This window comes from Bradyrhizobium sp. ORS 86 (assembly GCF_045571475.1).
Taxonomy (GTDB): Bacteria; Pseudomonadota; Alphaproteobacteria; order Rhizobiales; family Xanthobacteraceae; genus Bradyrhizobium.
In genome coordinates this window covers 5,638,058-5,654,777 of sequence record NZ_CP120699.1, presented here as the reverse complement: position 1 = coordinate 5,654,777, position 16,720 = coordinate 5,638,058, and the positions used below count along the sequence as shown (strand labels likewise).

Here is a 16,720-nt window from a genome sequence, read left to right as displayed (position 1 = left end):
TCGTCGCCGCGCGTTCTCCGGAGTCTGGGTCATGGCGCTGCTGGCGCTGCTGACTTTCCTGGTCCTCTATCCCGTCCTGATGCTGCTGCTCGGCGCGCTGACCGACACCAATCCGGTGGTGGACGGCATCCGTCTCAGCCTCAGCCACCTGTCGGTCACCAACTTCCTCACCGTGCTCGCCAACCCGAATGTCGGGGAGGCGTTGCTCAATACGCTGATCGCCTGTGGTGGCGGCACGGCCATTGCCGTCGCGATCGGGCTGTTGTTTTCCTGGATCGTCGTTCGCACCAATACACCGTTCAAGGCCTTCATCGCCGCGGCCAGCATCCTGCCGCTGTTCGCGCCGCCGCTGGTGGCGGGTGTCGCCTGGGCCATTCTCGGCTCGCCGAAGACCGGGCTGATCAACACGGTGTTCAAGTGGATGGGATCGGACCTGCGGGTCGATTTCTATTCGATGTGGGGCCTGGTGTTCGTGTTCGGCATCTACTACGCGCCCTATGTCTACATGTTCACCTCGTCCGCGCTGCGCAACATGGATCCGAGCCTGGAGGAGGCCGCGGAAATCTCCGGTGCCAGCGCGTTCGCGACCCTGTTCACGGTGACGTTCCCGCTGATCATGCCGGCGATCGTGTCCGGCATGCTGCTGTCCTTCATCGTGATGCTTGGAATCTACGGCATCCCCGCGGTGTTGGGCGCGCCGAGCAACCTCAACGTGCTCACGACCTACATCTTCAAGCTCACCAACTGGTCGCCGCCGCTCTACAATACCGCCGCCGCGGTCGCGATCCTGCTGATGGTGGTGACGGGGCTCCTGGTCTATCTCCAGCAGAAAGTGCTGAGCGGGCGCAGCTACACCACCGTCGCGGGCAAGGCGTTTCGGCCGCGCAGCCTCGATCTCGGGCCATGGCGCTGGCTCACCTTTGCGCTCGGCGTCGCCTATCTCCTCATCGTCGTGGTGCTGCCGTCGCTGGCGCTGATCGTGGCTGCCTTCCGCAAGTTCATGTTCATCCGCGATGTCGCGAGCCTGTTCGACATGCGGCAATATTCGCTGATGCATTTCCAGAGCATTTTCGACAATCCGCTGACGATGAAATCGATCTACAATGCCGTCGAGGTCGGCATCATCACGGCGGTCGCCGGCGGCGCGCTGGCGTTTGCGATCGGCTACACCATCCATCGCACGCAGGTGTCCGGACGGCGCGCGATCGACCTGATCTCGACGCTGCCGGTCGCGATCCCTGGCCTCGTGGTCGGTGTCGCCTATCTCTGGGCCTGGATCGGCGTGCCCGGCGGACTCTACGGCACGATCTGGATTCTCGCGCTCGCCTTCATCGCACGCTTCATGCCCGATACCGTGAAGGCGCTGTCGACCTCGTTCATGCAGATCCATCGCGAGCTCGAGGAGGCCGCCTGGGTCTGCGGCCGGGGCATGCTCGGCACCATCGGCACGATCGTGCTGCCGCTGGCGCGGCCCGGCGTGCTGGCCGCGATGACATTGCTGTTCGTGCTGGCGATCCGTGAGCTCGGCTCGTCGCTGTTCCTCTACACCAGCAACACCATGGTGATGTCGGTGTTGCTGCTCGACTATTACGAGGGCGGCAATATCGGAAAGACCGCGGCCTTCAGCCTGGTGCAGACGGTGCTGCTCGGCGTCCTGATCGGCGGCGCCAACTGGCTGTCGCGCGGCGCCGCGCAGCGCAACGTGACGCGGACCGGATAACAACAAACGAGGGGAGGATTGGCGATGGATAGACGAACCTTCACCACAATGGCTTTGGCCAGCGTCGCGGCGCTGGCGCTGCCGCCCGTGGCGCGAGCCGAGGAGGTCGGCTCGCCCGAACTGATCAAGGCCGCGAAGGCCGAGGGCAAGCTCGTCTACTACACCGCGAATTTCGCCGAGATCGAGCAGCAGGTGATCAAGGCGTTCAACAAGCGCTTCCCCGAGATCCAGATCGAGATGGTGCGCGCGCCGGGCGGCCAGCTCATCACGCGCGTGAAGACCGAGGCCGCCGCCGGCAAGCTGATCGCCGATGTGGTCGATCACTCCGACCGCGCGCTGATGCAGCCGCTCGAAGACCTGTTCCAGGACTATGCGCCGCCGAATGCGGCCGACTACAGCAAGGACGCGCTGATCTCGCCAAAGCTCTGGCCACGCGCGACCATCGCCTGGTCGATCGCCTACAACACCGAGCTGGTGAAGGATCCGCCGAAGTCGTGGATGGACCTCACCAAGCCGCAATATGACAAGTTGATCGGGCAGGTGTTCGCACAGTCCGGCGGCACGACCTGGACGCGGATCATGTTCGAGCGCCAGGTGCTCGGCGAGGATTACTGGGCCAAGCAGGCCGCCACGCATCCGGTGCTCTATCCCTCCGGCGCGCCGACGGCCGATGCACTGGTGCGCGGCGAGATTGCGATAGCGCCGCTGCTCTACAACGTGATCTACCAGAAGAAGAAGGACGGCGCCCCGATCGAGATCTTCTTCCCGCCCGAGGGCGCGCCGGTCAATCCCTACGCCACCGGCATCCCGAAGACGGCGGAGCATCCGAATGCGGCGAAGCTGTTCCTGAACTGGTGCCTCTCCAAGGAGGGGCAGACCTTCATGATCAAGGAGCTCGGCAACCTCACCTCGTTGAAGGAGCCGCCGGCGTTCCCCGAAGGGTTCGATCCCAAGGTGGTGAAGCTCTGGTATCCGAACTTCGACCAGTACGTGAAGCTGCACGCGGCGTGGGTCGCGGACTGGGACAAGACGTTCGGGTATCGGCAATAGGCGATGGGTGCAGCGATGACGGCGACGCTCGAGGTCACCGAACTCAGGAAGCAGTTCGCGGTCGGCCGCCCGGCCATCGACGGCGTCAGCTTCACGGTGCCGGCCGGCGAGATCGTGGTGCTGCTCGGCCCGTCCGGCTGCGGCAAGACCACGACCCTGCGCTGCGTCGCCGGGCTCGAGCATCCGACCGGTGGCGAGATCAGCATATCCGGGCGCGTGGTGTCGTCGCCGGCGCGCGGCGTCCTGGTGCCGCCGCGATCGCGCGACCTCGGCATGGTGTTCCAGTCCTATGCGGTGTGGCCGCACATGACGGTGCGGCAGAACGTGGTCTATCCGCTGAAGCACCGGCGCATCGGCCGCGCCGAGGCGAACCGCATGGTCGAGGAGACGCTCACGCTGGTCGGCCTGTCCGAATATGCCGACCGCCCGGTGGTCGCGCTGTCGGGCGGACAGATGCAGCGCGTTGCGCTGGCGCGCAGCATCGTCTACCGGCCGCAATTGCTGTTGCTCGACGAGCCGCTGTCGAATCTCGACGCCAAGCTGCGGCTGCGGCTGCGCGATGACCTGCGCGTCATCCTCAAGCAGACCGGTATGACCGCGCTCTACGTCACTCACGACCAGGCCGAGGCGGTCGTGCTCGGCGACCGCATCGGGGTGATGCGTGACGGCAGGCTGTTGCAGATGGATAAGCCCGATGCCATCTACAACCGCCCGGCCGACCTGTTCGTCGCCAACTTCACCGGTGCCACCAACGAGCTCGCGGGCCGGCTCGTCACGTGCAACGGCAATTATGGCGTGGTTGATTTCGGCGACGGCCGGCAGGGCGAGGTGGCGCTGCTTCATGCGCTCGGACCGGACGACAAGGTGCGCGTGGCGCTGCGGCCGGAGAACATCGCGATCGGCCGTGCCAACGGCGCCAACACGTTCGCAGCCAAGGTGCTCGACCGCCGCTATCAGGGCACCCAGACCGCCTACAGCATCGAGCTGTTCGGCAAGCGGCTGGAGGCGGTCGAGCTCGGCACCGCCGCGCGGCATCAGGTCGGCGTCGAGGCCCCGGTCTCGCTGCCGCGTGAATGCCTGTGGGCCTATCGCGACAGCGGCGCGACGTCATCTTACGACTAGCGGTGGCCCGACGATCGGCGGTCCGGCGACATCCTAGCTATGCGCGCCTAACCCCAGGCTCGCATAGATCCGCCGCGCATAAGCGCCGAAGGCATCTGTGGTCTTGATCGGCAAATCGCGCGGCAGGGGCAGGTCGATCGGAAAATACTCGGACATCCGCGCTGGTCCCGCCGTCAGCACGGCGCAATGCGAGGCCAGGAACACGGCTTCCTGGATGCTGTGCGTGACGAAGATGACGGTCTTGCCGCTCTCGCGCCAGATCCGCAGCATCTCCAGATTCATCTGCTCGCGGGTCAGCGCATCGAGCGCGCCGAATGGCTCGTCCATCAGGATCAGCTTCGGATCGTGGACGAAGGCGCGCGCGATCGCGGTGCGCTGCTGCATGCCGCCGGAGAGCTGCTGGGGATATTTGTCCTCGTAGCCGGCAAGCCCGACCATCTTGAGCAGATCGCGCGCCCGCTCGCGCGCCGCCTTGATCGGCAAGCCCACGATCTCCGCCGGCAGCAGCACATTGTCGAGGATGGTGCGCCACTTCAACAGCAGCGCCTGCTGGAACACCATGCCGATGTCGCGCGCCGGGTCGAACGGTGTCGTGGCGTTGCCGATTCTGACGGTACCGCCGTCGGCGGCGTGCAGGCCGGCCAGGATCTTCAGCACGGTGGTCTTGCCGCAACCGGAGGGGCCGACCAGCGACACCAGCTCGCCCTGCTGCACGTCCATGGTGACGTCGGAGACCGCGAGGAATTCGCTGCCCTTCGACCGGTAGAGTTTGCGGACGTTGCGCAGGCTGATGAAGGGCTCCGCCGTCATGCCAGCCATTTCTCCAGGTTGGCGGCGACGAACGCATCGTCGGACAGATCGGCATGCTCGCGGCAGACCCGGTCGATCTCGGCCATCTGGCCCGGGCTCAGGCCTTCGGCCGGATCGAGGCACCAGATGCCCTGCATCAGCCCTTGGCGCCGCAGGATCTCGTGGCAGCCGGCGATGCAGCCATGGAAATTGTTGGCGACGTCGAAGAAGGCGCTGTTGCAATCGGTGACCCGGGCATCGAGCGCGAGCAGGTCCGCCGGCACGGTCTCCTTGTGGCGGGCCGCCTTGCAGGCCTCGAACTGCCTGATGGCGCTCGCGGTCCACACCGACCAGTGGCCAAGCAGGCCGCCCTTAAAGTAGACGCGCGTGGTGACGCCGTTGTCGCGCAAGTCAAACGGCAGCGTCAGGTCGAGCAGAATATGGTCATCGTTGCCGGTGTAGAGCGCGACGCGGTCGAGTGCGCCTGCGGCAGCGACGCCACGCAGCACGTCGAGGGTGCGGTAGCGGTTGAACGGCGCGATCTTGATCGCGATAACGTTGTCGATCGTGGCAAAGCGCCGCCAGAAATCGGCGCTGAGGATCACGCCGCCGACTGCCGGTTGCAGGTAGAAGCCGACCAGCGGGATCTCCGTCGCGACCGCCTCGCAATGCGCGATGATCTCGTCCTCGGAGGCGGATTTCATCGCGGCGAGGCTGAGCAGGCCGGCGTGATAACCGACGCTGCGCGCGACCTGCGCTTCCGCAACGGCCTGACTTGTGGGGCCGGCGAGTCCAGCAACCATCGCCAGCAGCCGCTTGCTCCAGGCCGCAGCGGTCTCGGCGGCAAGCTCCAGCACCGGCTTGTAGAGGCCGACATCGCGGATTGCGAACTGCGTGGTGTGAACGCCGACGGCGAGCCCGCCCGCGCCGGCGTCGATGTAATAGCGCGTCAGCGCGCGCTGATGCCTGACGTCGAGCCGGCGCTGGGAATCGAGCGCGAGCGGATGCGCGGGCACCACCGTGCCGTCGGCGATCAGCTTGCGGATCTCTGGGTTGATGTCGCTATGATGCATGGCGTGTCCTATCCAAATTCCGGTCCGGCGACGGCGAAGGGCTGCTCGGTACCCGGCGCGGTCCGGGGGCCGAAGCGCATCCGCTGGAACGAGCGTTCGACGGTCCAGCCCGAGGCGACGAGCCCCTTCAGGAAATCGGCTTGCGTATGCACGACGTCGATGATCAGCGGCCGCGTCTCGGATTCCGCGATGGCTGAGACCAGCGCAATGGCGCTCGCTGCATCGTCGGCAAACAGCGGCCCGACATGGCGGGCGACGCGGCCGTCGCGGACCAGCGCGATCGCGTTGCCGTTCGACGTGAGGCGCGAGCCGGAGCGCCCGCAAAACTCCTCCAGCAACATTTTGCGTTCAAAGCCGTACGCGCTCCGGTCGCGCCTCACCAGATCGTCGGCCCGTCCGCTCAGTGACGCTTGCCCGCCTTCACGTCCTCTCGTCGCATTGGTCAGGCGAAGCCGGCGCAGCTCAAGCGTCGGGGTGAAGCCAAGGGGACCATAGACCGCAGCACCTGCCGGCGTGGCGTCGAGCCATGCCGTCAGGTTCCGCTTTCGCGCTGCCTCAAGGCAGGCATCCACCAGCCGCGTTGCGATGCCGCGGCGCTGCCAGCTCGCGGTGACCAGCACCATGCTGATCCAGGCATTGCCATCCGTGTAGGGCAATAGCGCCGCGGTCGCGATCAGATTGTCCCTGTCGCGCACGCCGAACACGATGCCGTGGCTCAGGAAAAATTGCCAGTCGGCCTCGTTCTGGTTCCACTGCGCTTCCGTCGATAGCGCGAGGCCGGCCGGCGCATCACCGACGCCGAGCTCGACGATTGCGAGGTCGTCAGTACCGGCCATCGCGCACCTCATATTTGGTGGGCTTGCCGAGGCTCGGCATCGACCGCGCCACCCAGTCGGCGGTCCATGCGACGAGCTGGTCAGTATCGACGATTGGCAGGCCGAACAGTTTCACGGCCCGCGATGTGTTGGTCAGCCAGGCGGTCGGTTCCTCCTTGCCGACAATCACCGGCGCGCGGCCAAAACGCTGGCCGAACTTGGCGGCGAGGTCGCGCACCGCGAGGATCTCGTGGCCGCTGACATTGATCGGCGAGGTCGGCGTGTCGCAATGCGCGAGACAGCGCAGCGCCTGTGCCGCCGCATCGCCCTGCCAGATGAAATTGACGTGGCCGAGGCTGACGTCGATCGGCTGGCCCAGATACACCTTGCTGGCGATATCGTGCAGCACGCCGTAACGCATGTCGATCGCGTAGTTGAGGCGGAACAGGCGGCCCGGCGTGGAGAACTTGCGGGAGAAATACTCGAACATGCGCTCTCGTCCGACGCAGGACTGCGCATACTCGCCGGGCGGGTTCGGTGCCACGTCCTCGCCCGCGCCCTTGCCCTCGACCGGAACGAAGGGATAGACGCAGCCGGTCGAGAACGCGACGATCCGCGAGCCGGCGAAGGCCTGCGCGACCAGCGCCGGAACATGCGCGTTCATCGCCCAAGTCAGTGAGAGATCGCCCTCCGCGCCGAACTTGCGGCCGGCCATGAAGATGATGTTCGGGCTCTTCGGCAGCGCCTTGATCGCGACCTCGTCCAGCAGATCGCAATTGATGGTCTCGATGCCGCGGGCCTGCAGCCAGTGCTTCACCTCGGGATCGCTGAAGCGCGCGACGCCGATCACGCGGCGATCGGGCAGAGCCTGCTTGGCGAGGCCCGCCAGCGTCGGCCCCATCTTGCCGGCGACACCCAGGATCATGATGTCGCCGTCGACTTTGCAGAGATCGTCGATCAGCGCCTGGCTCGGTCGGCACAACAGCTCGTCGAGCGCGGCGATGTCGGGGATTGTATCGGGCAGGGTGTCGCGGGTGAGCAGCATGGGTCGTTCCTGTTGTTATTGCAGCCTGACGTCGCGGACCACGAACAGCCGTTCGAGGCCGAGCACCAGGCCGTAAAGGGCCACGCCGAGCAGGGTGAGCAGCACCACGGCCATCACCATCGCGGGCGTGTCGAGCGAGGACTGCACCTGGATCATCAGGTATCCGAGCCCGCGCTCGGAGGCGATGAACTCGCCGACGATCGCGCCGGCCACCGCTAGGATGGCGCCGACCTTCATGCCGGAGAACACATAAGGCAGCGAGCCCGGCAACTGGATCTTGCGGAAGATCGTCCAGCGTGAGCCGCGCAGCGATTTCACCAGATCGAGCAGATCAGGCTCGACCTCGCTCAGTCCGCGCGCGGTGGTCAGCAGGATCGGGAAGAAGCAGATCGAGAACGCAATCAGCATGTTGGGCACGATGCCGTAGCTGAACCAGACGATGACGAGCGGCCCCAGCGCGACCTTCGGGATCATGTTCATGGTCACGAACAGCGGCAGCAGCACCAGGCTGACCAGCGGCGACCAGGTGAAGACGACGGCGAGCGCGACGCCGACCAAGGCTCCGAGGCAGAAGCCGCCGAGGATCTCGGCCGCGGTCACCAGCAGATTTTGCAGCCAGGCATATTTGGCGGCGCCAAGCGTCGCGATGGTTTCCAGCGGCGAGGGCAGGATGAATGTCGGGATGTGGAAGGCGTCGACCACGATCTGCCAGAGCACGATCACGGCCAGGTGCGCGATCAGGATGATCGCAAATGACCGCGCCGACCGTCCTCTGCCGTTGAACACCTGATTTACTCCCTGTCGTTCCGCCTGATCCCCGGGGGCGCCGGGGCAACCTATCGCGGTCTGCGGCAGCTTTCAACCATCTGGTTGATTAGAGGTGAGCGCTGGGACGGCTCCACATCCACCCCCGTCGTCCCGGCGAAGGCCGGGACCCATAACCACCGGATTCGATTGGAAGCGGGAAGGTGGCCCCAGCGTCGCGCAACAATGAGTATTCGGGGTGATGGGTCCCGGCCTTCGCCGGGACGACGCTGACGGGAGTTCTCGCTCAATGTCTCAAACCGTCATTGCGAGGAGCGATAGCGACGAAGCAATCCATTGCTCCGCACGTGCGGGAGCATGGATTGCTTCGCCTTCGCCAAGGCTTCGGCGGACATGAAGGGGGAGGGAAGCCTGAGGAGTGCGCTTACCTCGCGCTGCACCCACAGCACCCTGCGACCCGCTACGGCCGCAGCGACTGCATCACGAGATCGACCACATGCTTCCGCCGGGCGCGCCTCTCGGCCGGGCTGGAGAGGTCCTTGCCGAAGATCGCCGACAGCGTCGGCGTGTTGGAGAAGAAGAAATAGCTCAAGCCCGCGATCGAGATGTAGAGATGCACGGGGTTGACGCCCTTGCGGAAGATGCCGGCACGGACGCCCTCAGCCAGGATCTTCGAGACGCTGCTGACCAGCGGCGAATGCATTGCCTCGAGCCTGCTGGAGCCGCGGACATGGCGCGCGCCACCGCGGTTCTCGTCGTTCAACAGCACGATGAAGTCGGGATGCGCGGCGAGATGGTCGAATGAGGCCTCGATCAGCGTCTTGATCGCCGCATCCGGCGGCAGGCCTTCGAGATTGAGCTTGCGCTCCTGCTCGCGGATCTCCTCATAGACCCATTCCAGCACGGCGAGGTAGAGCGCGTCCTTGTCGCCGAAATAGTGATAGACGAGCTGCTTGTTGACGCCGGCGCGTGCCGCGATCTCGTCGACCCTTGCGCCGGCGAGCCCATTCTCCGCAAATTCCCGCCGCGCGGCGGTCAAGAGCTTCTTCTTCGTGGCGACGGGGTCGCGGCGCTGCGGCTTGATGTCGTCCGATCGTCTCTTGAGCATTTCCAACCAAACAGTTGACAACTCGTCTCGTCCTCTGTTGCATTGGTAGCGTCAGGGACGTGCGGCGACAAGGCCGGCCTTGTGGCCAGAGGAGGATGCGATGAGAGGGTTGAGAGCGGCAGCTTTGGCGATCGCGTTCGCGATGCCGGCGGCGCCGTCCGTGGCGGGCGAGGCCGTCAACCTGATCCTGAACTGGACACCGACCGCCGACCATTCGCCGTTCTACTATGCCAAGGCGCAGGGCTGGTACGAGAAGGCCGGCATCGATCTCACCATCGAGGTCGGCAAGGGCTCCGGCGTCTCGGCGCTGAAGGTCGGTTCGGGCGGCTCGCCATTCGGCATCGCCGACCTTGCGACCATGCTGGTCGCCAAGGGCAAGGGCGCCGATGTCGTTGCGCTGATGAGCATCTACGCCAATACCGGCCAGACCTTCTACTGGCTGAAGAGCTACGGCGTGAACGGGCCGAAGGATTTTCCCGGCCACAAGATCGGCAACCCGCCCGGCGACGCCTCGCGTGTGATGTGGCCGGCCTTCGCCAAGGCCGCTGGCATCGCTCCCGATTCCGTGACGTTTGTAAATGTCGGTCCGACCGCCAAGATCGCGGCGCTCAAGAGCCACACCGTCGATATCATCAGCGACTTCTACAACGAGCACGACCTGAAGGTGATCGAGTTCGGTAAGGACCTCGGCTACCTCAACTGGAAAGATATCGGCCTCAACCCTTACGGCAATTCGCTCGTCGTCAACGGCGCCTATATGGCCAAGCACCCGAAGCTGGTCGAAGACTTCGTGCGGATCACCCAGAAGGCCTATGCCGCCTGCGTCGCCGACGTCGCGCCGTGTCTGAAGGCGCTGCTCGAGCAGGCCTCCGGTCTCGACAAGGAGAACCAGGAGCGGCAGTGGGAGCGCATCAAGTATCTGATGACCGACGAGTTCACTACGACCAGGGCGCTCGGCTGGATCGACGGCGAGCGGATGAAGAAGGACTACGAGCTGGTCCAGACCTATCTCGGCATGGAGAAGCCGTTCGATGTCGACACCGCATTCACGACCAGAATGCTCGACAGCAGCATCAAGATGGATGCGAGCAAGGTGAAGAAGTGACCTCTGTCAGGTCGGCTGCGTTCCGGCAACCCACGCTTGCTCTTCGCCTGCGCGCGTCACCAGCTTGTGCCGCATCGGCTTGAGAACAAAGATGGCCATCAGCGCGGCAATGATGTTGAAGAGCGAGGCGATGATAAAGGCGCTCTTCCAGCCGCCAGTCGCCACCACCAGCACGTTGGCGAGCGGGACAAGCAGTGACGCCGTTCCCTTCGCTGTGTACAGCAGGCCCGCATTGGTCGTGGCGTACTTGACGCCAAAGCAATCCGTGCAGGCGGCGGGAAAGAGGCTGTAGATCTCACCCCAGGCGAAGAAGACGACCCCGCTCAGGAGCACAAATCCCAGCGGGTTTTGCCCATACACGTACAGCGCCCATATGCCGATGCCCTCCAACGTGAAGGCAATGAACATGGTGTTCTCCCGACCGAGAAAGTCGGAGACCCAGCCGAAGAACGGCCGCGTCAGTCCGTTGAGGACGCGATCGATCGTCAATGCAAACGTCAACGCCGGCAGGGTGATGCCGATCAACGTGACCGGCGTGGTGTCGAGATGAAAGTCCTTGGCGATGGGCTTGAGTTGCGCCGTCGCCATCAATCCGCCCGCCGCCATCAGCATGAACATCAGATACATGACCCAGAAGGTCGGCTCTCTGAGCACCTGCAACGGTTGATATTGGAGGCGGCCTTGCTGCACAAGCGTCGAGGCTTCCGGGGCCTGTCCACGCAGCGGCGCAAAAAGCAATAACGACAGCACTATCACAATGACGCCCTGGCCGATGCCGAAGGTCAAGAACGTATTCTGGTAGCCATGCGTTGAAATCATCCGTTGAATGGGAATGATCGTAAGCGCCGAGCCGATGCCGAAGCCGGCGGCGGTCAATCCGGCCGCGAGCCCGCGGCGGTCCGGAAACCACTTCAGCGCGTTTCCGATGCAGGTGCCGTAAACGGCTCCCGCCCCGAGCCCGCCGATGATCTGGGCGATGTACAACATCGAAAGCGAGCTTGCGAAGGAGTTGAGAACCCAGGCGAGCCCGGTGAGCCACCCGCCCGCGAAGACGACGATCCGCGGCCCGAAGCGATCGACGAGGTAGCCCTCGGCGGGCACCAGCCAGGTTTCAAAGAGCACGAACAGCGTGAACGCCACCTGGATCGAGGCCAGGCTCCAACCAAATTTCTGGCTGATGGGAATCGTGAAGAGTGTCCAGCCATATTGGAGGTTGGCGATCATCACCATGCAGATGATGCCGATTATGAGCTGGCCCCAACGGGTCGCTTCGGACGCCCGCTCGACGGGCTGATCGGTTTGTGGGGTTGCGGTCATCGAGGTCACTCCTCGCCCCGCAAACTAACGCGCGGAAGTTTGTGCAGGTTCCGCCGATGCGCGGTCTACCCCTCCGTGACCAGCGCGCGGATGCTGCGCGCGAGCCCGAGGATGCGCGGGCCGCATTCGCGCTCGATCTGCTCCGGGCTGAAGCGGAATGAGGGAACGCCGCAATTGACCGACAGGCATTCGCCGGTCGGCGTGCGATAGAGCGGTGCGGCGACGCCGAAGATTTCGCGCCGCCACTCGCCGAGCGAGACCGCGAAGCCGCGCTCCCGGCACAATTCGGTGTCGGGCAGGGTCCGCTTGCGGACATAGTCGAGGTCGTCGGGCCGATCAGCCTTCACGCGCGCCACATAGGCGTCGAGCTCATCCCCGGTGAACAACGACAGCAGCGCGCGTCCGACCGCGGTCGGCGCCAGCGAAGAGACAAAGCCGACGTCGGGAACGTGCGGCGCCGCATCCGTGGTGCGCAGGGTCTCGACATAGATGAAGTCGAGCCCGAACGGCATCGCGAGCGACACGGTGCCGCCGGCGTACGCTGCGAAGTCGCGCATCAGCGGGCGCGCGAGCTGACGCACTTTCAGTGATGACAGTACAGGATAGGCGGCGGCGAGCACGCCGAGCCCGGGCACGAAGCGGCCCTTGGCGTCGCGCCTGAGATAGCCGAGCTGCTCCAGCGTATAGGTCAGCCGCGACACGGTCGGCCGCGACAGGCCGGTATGCAGCGCGAGCTCGGCATTCGACAGCGAGCCGGGGTGATTGCGGAAGGCCGCCAGTACGTCGAGCCCGTGCGCCAGGGTGGTCGCAAAAGAGGGATCCGTCTGAGCTTGGGCCGGAGAAGGTGCTATCATGCAGAATAATGGTCTTAAATGGCAATTATTGTCAATATATCGAAATAGATTTGCCAATCGTTCCAATATCAGCTTATGTCGGCGAATAACGATAAATAACCACTGGAGCGAGGCGCCTTCCGATGACGACGATCGAGCAAGCCCGGGATGCAAAGCCTTCCGGAGTCGACAAGGAGCGGCTGCGCCAGAAGTATCGGGAGGAGCGCAACAAGCGGCTGCGTCCCGACGGCAACGACCAGTACCTGCAGATCAAGGGACAGCTCGCGCATTATCTCGATGATCCCTATACGCCGGTCACTGAGCGCGCGGCGAAGACCGATCATGTCACCTTCGCCTTCATCGGCGGCGGCTTTGCCGGGCTTGCCACCGCGGCGCGGCTGACCGAGGCCGGCGTCAAGGACGTCCGCATCGTCGAGAAGGGCGGCGATTTCGGCGGCACCTGGTACTGGAACCGCTATCCCGGCGCGCAGTGCGATACGGCCTCGATGGTTTACATGCCGCTCCTGGAAGAGACCGGCCACATGCCGTCGGAAAAATACGCGCATGCGCCCGAGATCCTCGCGCACTGCCAGCGCATCGGCCGGCATTTCGGCCTCTACGGGAACGCGCTGTTTCACACCGAGGTCGTGAGCCTCGATTGGGACGAGGCACAATCGCGCTGGACCATCCGCACCAACCGCGGCGACGCCTTTACCGCGCAATATGTCGGCATCGGCACCGGTCCGCTGCACGTGCCGAAGCTGCCCGGGATTCCCGGCATCGAGACCTTCAAGGGCCACTCGTTCCACACCAGCCGCTGGGATTACGGCTACACCGGCGGTGATCCTGGCGGCGCTGCGATGCACAAGCTCGCCGACAAGCGCGTCGGCATCATCGGCACCGGCGCGACGTCCGTGCAGTGCGTGCCGCATCTCGCCCGCGCCTGCAAGGAGCTCTATGTGTTCCAGCGCACGCCGTCGTCGGTCGACGTGCGCGGCAATGCGCCGATCGACCCCGAGTGGTTCGCAGGCATCGCGACGCCGGGCTGGCAGCAGCGCTGGCTGGAGAATTTCACCGCCAACCAGGCCGGCGGCTCGGCGGAAGAGGATCTGGTGCAGGACGGTTGGACCGATTTGTCCAAGCGGATCCGCGCCAAGATCGTGCTGCTGCCGCGCGAGCAACGGACCGTGGAGAACATGCGGGCCGCGTTCGAAGAGTCCGACTTCGAAAAGATGGAGGAGATCCGCAACCGGGTCGATGCCATCGTCCGCGATCGCGACACCGCCAAGAACCTCAAGGCCTGGTATGGCCAGCTCTGCAAGCGACCCTGTTTCCACGACGCCTATCTTCAGGCGTTCAACACGACGGGTACGCATCTGATTGATACCGACGGCAAGGGCGTCGAAGGGATCACCGAGCGCGGCATCGTCGTCGCCGGCAAGGAATATGAGCTCGACTGCATCATCTACGCCTCCGGCTTCGAGGTCGGCACCGAGTACAAGCGCCGCGCCGGGTTCGATCTGACCGGCCGCGGCAGCGTCAAGCTGTCGGACTATTGGGGGCAGGGCATGCGCACCAAGCACGGCATTCACGTGCACGGCTTCCCCAATGTGTTCTTCGTGCAGCCGACGCAGGGCGCGAACCTGATTTCCAACGTGCCGCACAATCTGACGGACACGGCGCGGACCATCGCGCTCATGGTCCGTCATGCGCAGGACAATGGCTTCGAGGCGATCGAGGTCAGCAAGGAGGCCGAGGATCGCTGGGTCGAACTGCTGTTGACCGGCGTCGGCCGGATGATCGGCGGACCCGATTGCACGCCCGGCTATTACAACAACGAGGGCCGCGAGCCGGGGCCCGCCGCCCGCCTCAACGTCGGCCATCCCGCCGGCGCCTCAGCCTACTTCAAATATATCGACGAATGGCGCCGCAGTGGCCGGTTTGAAGGTGTGCAGTTTCGCTAAAGCGAGGCGATCAGCGTTTGATATCCGTTGTGTGAGGGAGTGAACAACCATGGCAACCGCCGGCGAAATGTCCGAACAAGGGCCCAAGGCCGCATCCGCATCCGTCGTCGCGCAGCATCAGGCGACGCTGAAGGCGTTGCCGTTCTCGGACACGCGCGATTTTGACGACGCCGCGTGCGGCTTCCTCGGCACCATCGAGAGCGCGAAGATTGTCAACGCTCAAGGCCGGGTGGTGTGGAGTCTTGAGCCCTATGGCTTCCTCTCCGAGGAGGCCGCGCCGCCGACCGTCGATCCCAGCCTGTGGCGGCAATCACGGCTCAACATGCATCACGGCCTGTTCGAGGTGGTGCCCGGTGTCTACCAGGTGCGCGGGCTCGACATCGCCAACATGACGCTGATCGAGGGCGACACCGGCGTGATCGTGGTCGACACGCTGACCTCGATCGAGGGCGCTCGCGCTGCGATGGAGCTCTACTTCAAGCATCGCGGCAAGCGGCCGGTTGTGGCCGTCATCTTCACCCATACCCATACCGACCATTGGGGCGGCGCGCGCGGCGTGCTCGGTGACGCAATGCAGGCGGCCGGCGTGCCGATCATCGCGCCGAACTTCTTTATGGAGCACGCGGTCTCCGAGAACATCATCGCGGGACCGGCGATGCTGCGCCGCGCGCAATACCAGTTCGGACCGTTCCTCGCCAAGGGCGTGCACGGGCACGTCGATTGCGGCCTCGGCAAGACGATGGCAGCGGGCGCGGTGGCGCTGTTGCGGCCGACCGACCTCATCATCGCGACAGGCGACAAGCGCGTCATCGACGGTGTGGAGTTCGAGTTTCAGATGGCGCCGAACAGCGAGGCGCCGGCGGAGATGCATTTCTTCATCCCGCGCTACAAGCTGCTAAACCTCGCCGAGAACTGCACGCATAATTTCCACAATCTGCTGCCGTTCCGCGGCGCCGATGTCCGCGACGCGCTGGCCTGGTCGAAATATCTCGGTGAGGCGCTGCAGATGTGGGGCGGCAAGGCGGAGGCGATGTGCGGCCAGCATCACTGGCCGGTGTGGGGGCGGGAGCGGATCGACTCCATGATCCGCGAGCAGCGCGACCTCTACAAATATGCCCACGACCAGACCATCCGCCTGATGAATCACGGGCTCAACGCCGCCGAGATCGCCGAGACCATCCGCCTGCCGCAGAGCCTCGAAGGCGCCTGGCACGGCCGCGGCTATTACGGCCACATCAGGCATAATGTGAAGGCGATCTATCAGAAGTATCTCGGCTGGTACGATGCCAATCCGGTCAACCTCGATCCGCTGCCGCCAGTCGCATCGGGCAAGAAATATGTCGAGTATATGGGCGGCGCGGACGCGATCCTGAAACGCGCCGCGGCGGATTTTGCCAAGGGCGAATTCCGCTTCGTGGCCCAGGCTGTCAGCCATCTCGTGTTCGCCGAGCCCGACAATGCGGCCGCCCGCGCGCTGCTCGCCGACACTTTCGAGCAACTCGGTTACGCCGCGGAAAGCTCGACCTGGCGCAATGCTTACCTGTTCGGCGCCCAGGAGCTGCGGCAGGGCATGCCGAAGACGCCGCCGCGCTCGTCGACGCCGCGCGAGACGCTGGCTGCGCTTCGCACGGAGCAGATGTTCGACGTGCTCGGTGTTCGCCTCAACGGTCCCAAGGCGGAAGGCAAGCGCATCGTGCTGAACTGGAGCTTCAGCGATACCGCTGAGACCTTCGTCCTCAATCTGGAAAATTCGGCACTGACCTATGTAAGAGGTGCGCAGGCATCCGATGCCCATGCCGGCTTTACGCTGGCGCGGAGCACGCTCGACGAGGTCATCGCCAAGCTGACCACGTTCCCCGACGCGGTCGCCGCCGGCAAGATCAAGGTCGTGGGCGACGCGGCGCGGCTCGCCGAGCTGATGGCGCTGATGGACGAATTTCCGCGGATGTTCGAGATCGTCGAGCCGAAACGGATCGTGGTGACGTGAACACGCAGCGACACGGCAATCGAACGA

Annotated in this window: 14 protein-coding genes; 6 read left to right on the top strand and 8 right to left on the bottom strand. The window is 64.7% G+C overall.

The genetic code is table 11. The annotated features are described in order from the left end of the window. Positions 1–31: 31 nt before the first annotated feature. The 3 genes from P6U25_RS26110 to P6U25_RS26100 are packed head-to-tail and all read left to right on the top strand — an operon-like array spanning position 32 to position 3,892. Positions 32–1,720, top strand: a complete 1,689-nt coding sequence (locus P6U25_RS26110) for an ABC transporter permease (protein WP_407147635.1) — start codon at positions 32–34, stop codon at positions 1,718–1,720. Positions 1,721–1,744: 24 nt separating this feature from the next. Next, positions 1,745–2,770, top strand: a complete 1,026-nt coding sequence (locus P6U25_RS26105) for an ABC transporter substrate-binding protein (protein WP_407147634.1) — start codon at positions 1,745–1,747, stop codon at positions 2,768–2,770. Positions 2,771–2,773: 3 nt separating this feature from the next. After that, positions 2,774–3,892, top strand: coding sequence for an ABC transporter ATP-binding protein (locus tag P6U25_RS26100; protein WP_407147633.1), 1,119 nt, complete (start codon positions 2,774–2,776; stop codon positions 3,890–3,892). 33 nt (positions 3,893–3,925) lie between these two features. Here P6U25_RS26100 and P6U25_RS26095 read toward each other — a convergent pair whose 3' ends face one another. The 6 genes from P6U25_RS26095 to P6U25_RS26070 form a co-directional block, all read right to left on the bottom strand. Then, complete coding sequence (locus P6U25_RS26095; RefSeq protein WP_407147632.1) at positions 3,926–4,711, bottom strand: ABC transporter ATP-binding protein; 786 nt, start codon at positions 4,709–4,711, stop codon at positions 3,926–3,928. After that, positions 4,699–5,754 carry a dihydrodipicolinate synthase family protein gene (locus P6U25_RS26090; protein WP_407147631.1) on the bottom strand — a complete coding sequence of 352 codons (1,056 nt, stop codon included), beginning with the start codon at positions 5,752–5,754 and terminating at the stop codon, positions 4,699–4,701. Before P6U25_RS26090 ends, P6U25_RS26095 begins: the two co-directional genes overlap by 13 nt. Positions 5,755–5,762: 8 nt before the next feature. Further along, positions 5,763–6,590, bottom strand: coding sequence for a GNAT family N-acetyltransferase (locus P6U25_RS26085; protein WP_407147630.1), 828 nt, complete (start codon positions 6,588–6,590; stop codon positions 5,763–5,765). Then, entirely contained in the window at positions 6,577–7,614 is a 1,038-nt protein-coding gene (locus P6U25_RS26080; protein WP_407147629.1) for an NAD-dependent epimerase/dehydratase family protein, read from the bottom strand. The genes P6U25_RS26085 and P6U25_RS26080 overlap by 14 nt, the downstream gene beginning before the upstream one ends. A 15-nt stretch (positions 7,615–7,629) precedes the next feature. Further along, complete coding sequence (locus tag P6U25_RS26075) at positions 7,630–8,400, bottom strand: ABC transporter permease (protein ID WP_407147628.1); 771 nt, start codon at positions 8,398–8,400, stop codon at positions 7,630–7,632. Between the two features lie 439 nt (positions 8,401–8,839). Further along, positions 8,840–9,487: a TetR/AcrR family transcriptional regulator gene (locus P6U25_RS26070; RefSeq protein ID WP_407147627.1), complete on the bottom strand. Its 648-nt coding sequence runs from the start codon at positions 9,485–9,487 to the stop codon at positions 8,840–8,842. A gap of 100 nt (positions 9,488–9,587) precedes the next feature. Between P6U25_RS26070 and P6U25_RS26065 the strand changes: the two genes are divergently transcribed. Next, positions 9,588–10,592: an ABC transporter substrate-binding protein gene (locus P6U25_RS26065; protein ID WP_407147626.1), complete on the top strand. Its 1,005-nt coding sequence runs from the start codon at positions 9,588–9,590 to the stop codon at positions 10,590–10,592. Positions 10,593–10,598: 6 nt separating this feature from the next. Here the strand turns inward: P6U25_RS26065 and oxlT are convergent, their stop codons facing one another. Continuing rightward, positions 10,599–11,909: an oxalate/formate MFS antiporter gene (oxlT, locus tag P6U25_RS26060; RefSeq protein ID WP_407152615.1), complete on the bottom strand. Its 1,311-nt coding sequence runs from the start codon at positions 11,907–11,909 to the stop codon at positions 10,599–10,601. A 65-nt stretch (positions 11,910–11,974) separates the two neighbouring features. Further along, positions 11,975–12,763 carry an IclR family transcriptional regulator gene (locus tag P6U25_RS26055; RefSeq protein WP_407147625.1) on the bottom strand — a complete coding sequence of 263 codons (789 nt, stop codon included), beginning with the start codon at positions 12,761–12,763 and terminating at the stop codon, positions 11,975–11,977. A 122-nt stretch (positions 12,764–12,885) separates the two neighbouring features. Between P6U25_RS26055 and P6U25_RS26050 the strand changes: the two genes are divergently transcribed. Both P6U25_RS26050 and P6U25_RS26045 read left to right on the top strand, forming a co-directional pair. After that, positions 12,886–14,706 carry a flavin-containing monooxygenase gene (locus tag P6U25_RS26050; RefSeq protein WP_407147624.1) on the top strand — a complete coding sequence of 607 codons (1,821 nt, stop codon included), beginning with the start codon at positions 12,886–12,888 and terminating at the stop codon, positions 14,704–14,706. 49 nt (positions 14,707–14,755) lie between these two features. Continuing rightward, positions 14,756–16,693 (top strand): alkyl/aryl-sulfatase, encoded by a 1,938-nt coding sequence (locus P6U25_RS26045; protein ID WP_407147623.1) that lies wholly within the window; start codon positions 14,756–14,758, stop codon positions 16,691–16,693. Positions 16,694–16,720: the final 27 nt, after the last annotated feature.

Excerpts from the sequence above, each read along its gene's own strand:
- P6U25_RS26110 (WP_407147635.1), top strand. The coding sequence starts at position 32 with ATGGCGCTGCTGGCGCTGCTGACTTTCCTGGTCCTCTATCCCGTCCTG.
- P6U25_RS26105 (WP_407147634.1), top strand. The coding sequence starts at position 1,745 with ATGGATAGACGAACCTTCACCACAATGGCTTTGGCCAGCGTCGCGGCG.
- P6U25_RS26100 (WP_407147633.1), top strand. The coding sequence starts at position 2,774 with ATGGGTGCAGCGATGACGGCGACGCTCGAGGTCACCGAACTCAGGAAG.
- P6U25_RS26095 (WP_407147632.1), bottom strand. The coding sequence starts at position 4,711 with ATGGCTGGCATGACGGCGGAGCCCTTCATCAGCCTGCGCAACGTCCGC.
- P6U25_RS26090 (WP_407147631.1), bottom strand. The coding sequence starts at position 5,754 with ATGCATCATAGCGACATCAACCCAGAGATCCGCAAGCTGATCGCCGAC.
- P6U25_RS26085 (WP_407147630.1), bottom strand. The coding sequence starts at position 6,590 with ATGGCCGGTACTGACGACCTCGCAATCGTCGAGCTCGGCGTCGGTGAT.
- P6U25_RS26080 (WP_407147629.1), bottom strand. The coding sequence starts at position 7,614 with ATGCTGCTCACCCGCGACACCCTGCCCGATACAATCCCCGACATCGCC.
- P6U25_RS26070 (WP_407147627.1), bottom strand. The coding sequence starts at position 9,487 with ATGCTCAAGAGACGATCGGACGACATCAAGCCGCAGCGCCGCGACCCC.
- P6U25_RS26065 (WP_407147626.1), top strand. The coding sequence starts at position 9,588 with ATGAGAGGGTTGAGAGCGGCAGCTTTGGCGATCGCGTTCGCGATGCCG.
- oxlT (WP_407152615.1), bottom strand. The coding sequence starts at position 11,909 with ATGACCGCAACCCCACAAACCGATCAGCCCGTCGAGCGGGCGTCCGAA.
- P6U25_RS26055 (WP_407147625.1), bottom strand. The coding sequence starts at position 12,763 with ATGATAGCACCTTCTCCGGCCCAAGCTCAGACGGATCCCTCTTTTGCG.
- P6U25_RS26050 (WP_407147624.1), top strand. The coding sequence starts at position 12,886 with ATGACGACGATCGAGCAAGCCCGGGATGCAAAGCCTTCCGGAGTCGAC.
- P6U25_RS26045 (WP_407147623.1), top strand. The coding sequence starts at position 14,756 with ATGGCAACCGCCGGCGAAATGTCCGAACAAGGGCCCAAGGCCGCATCC.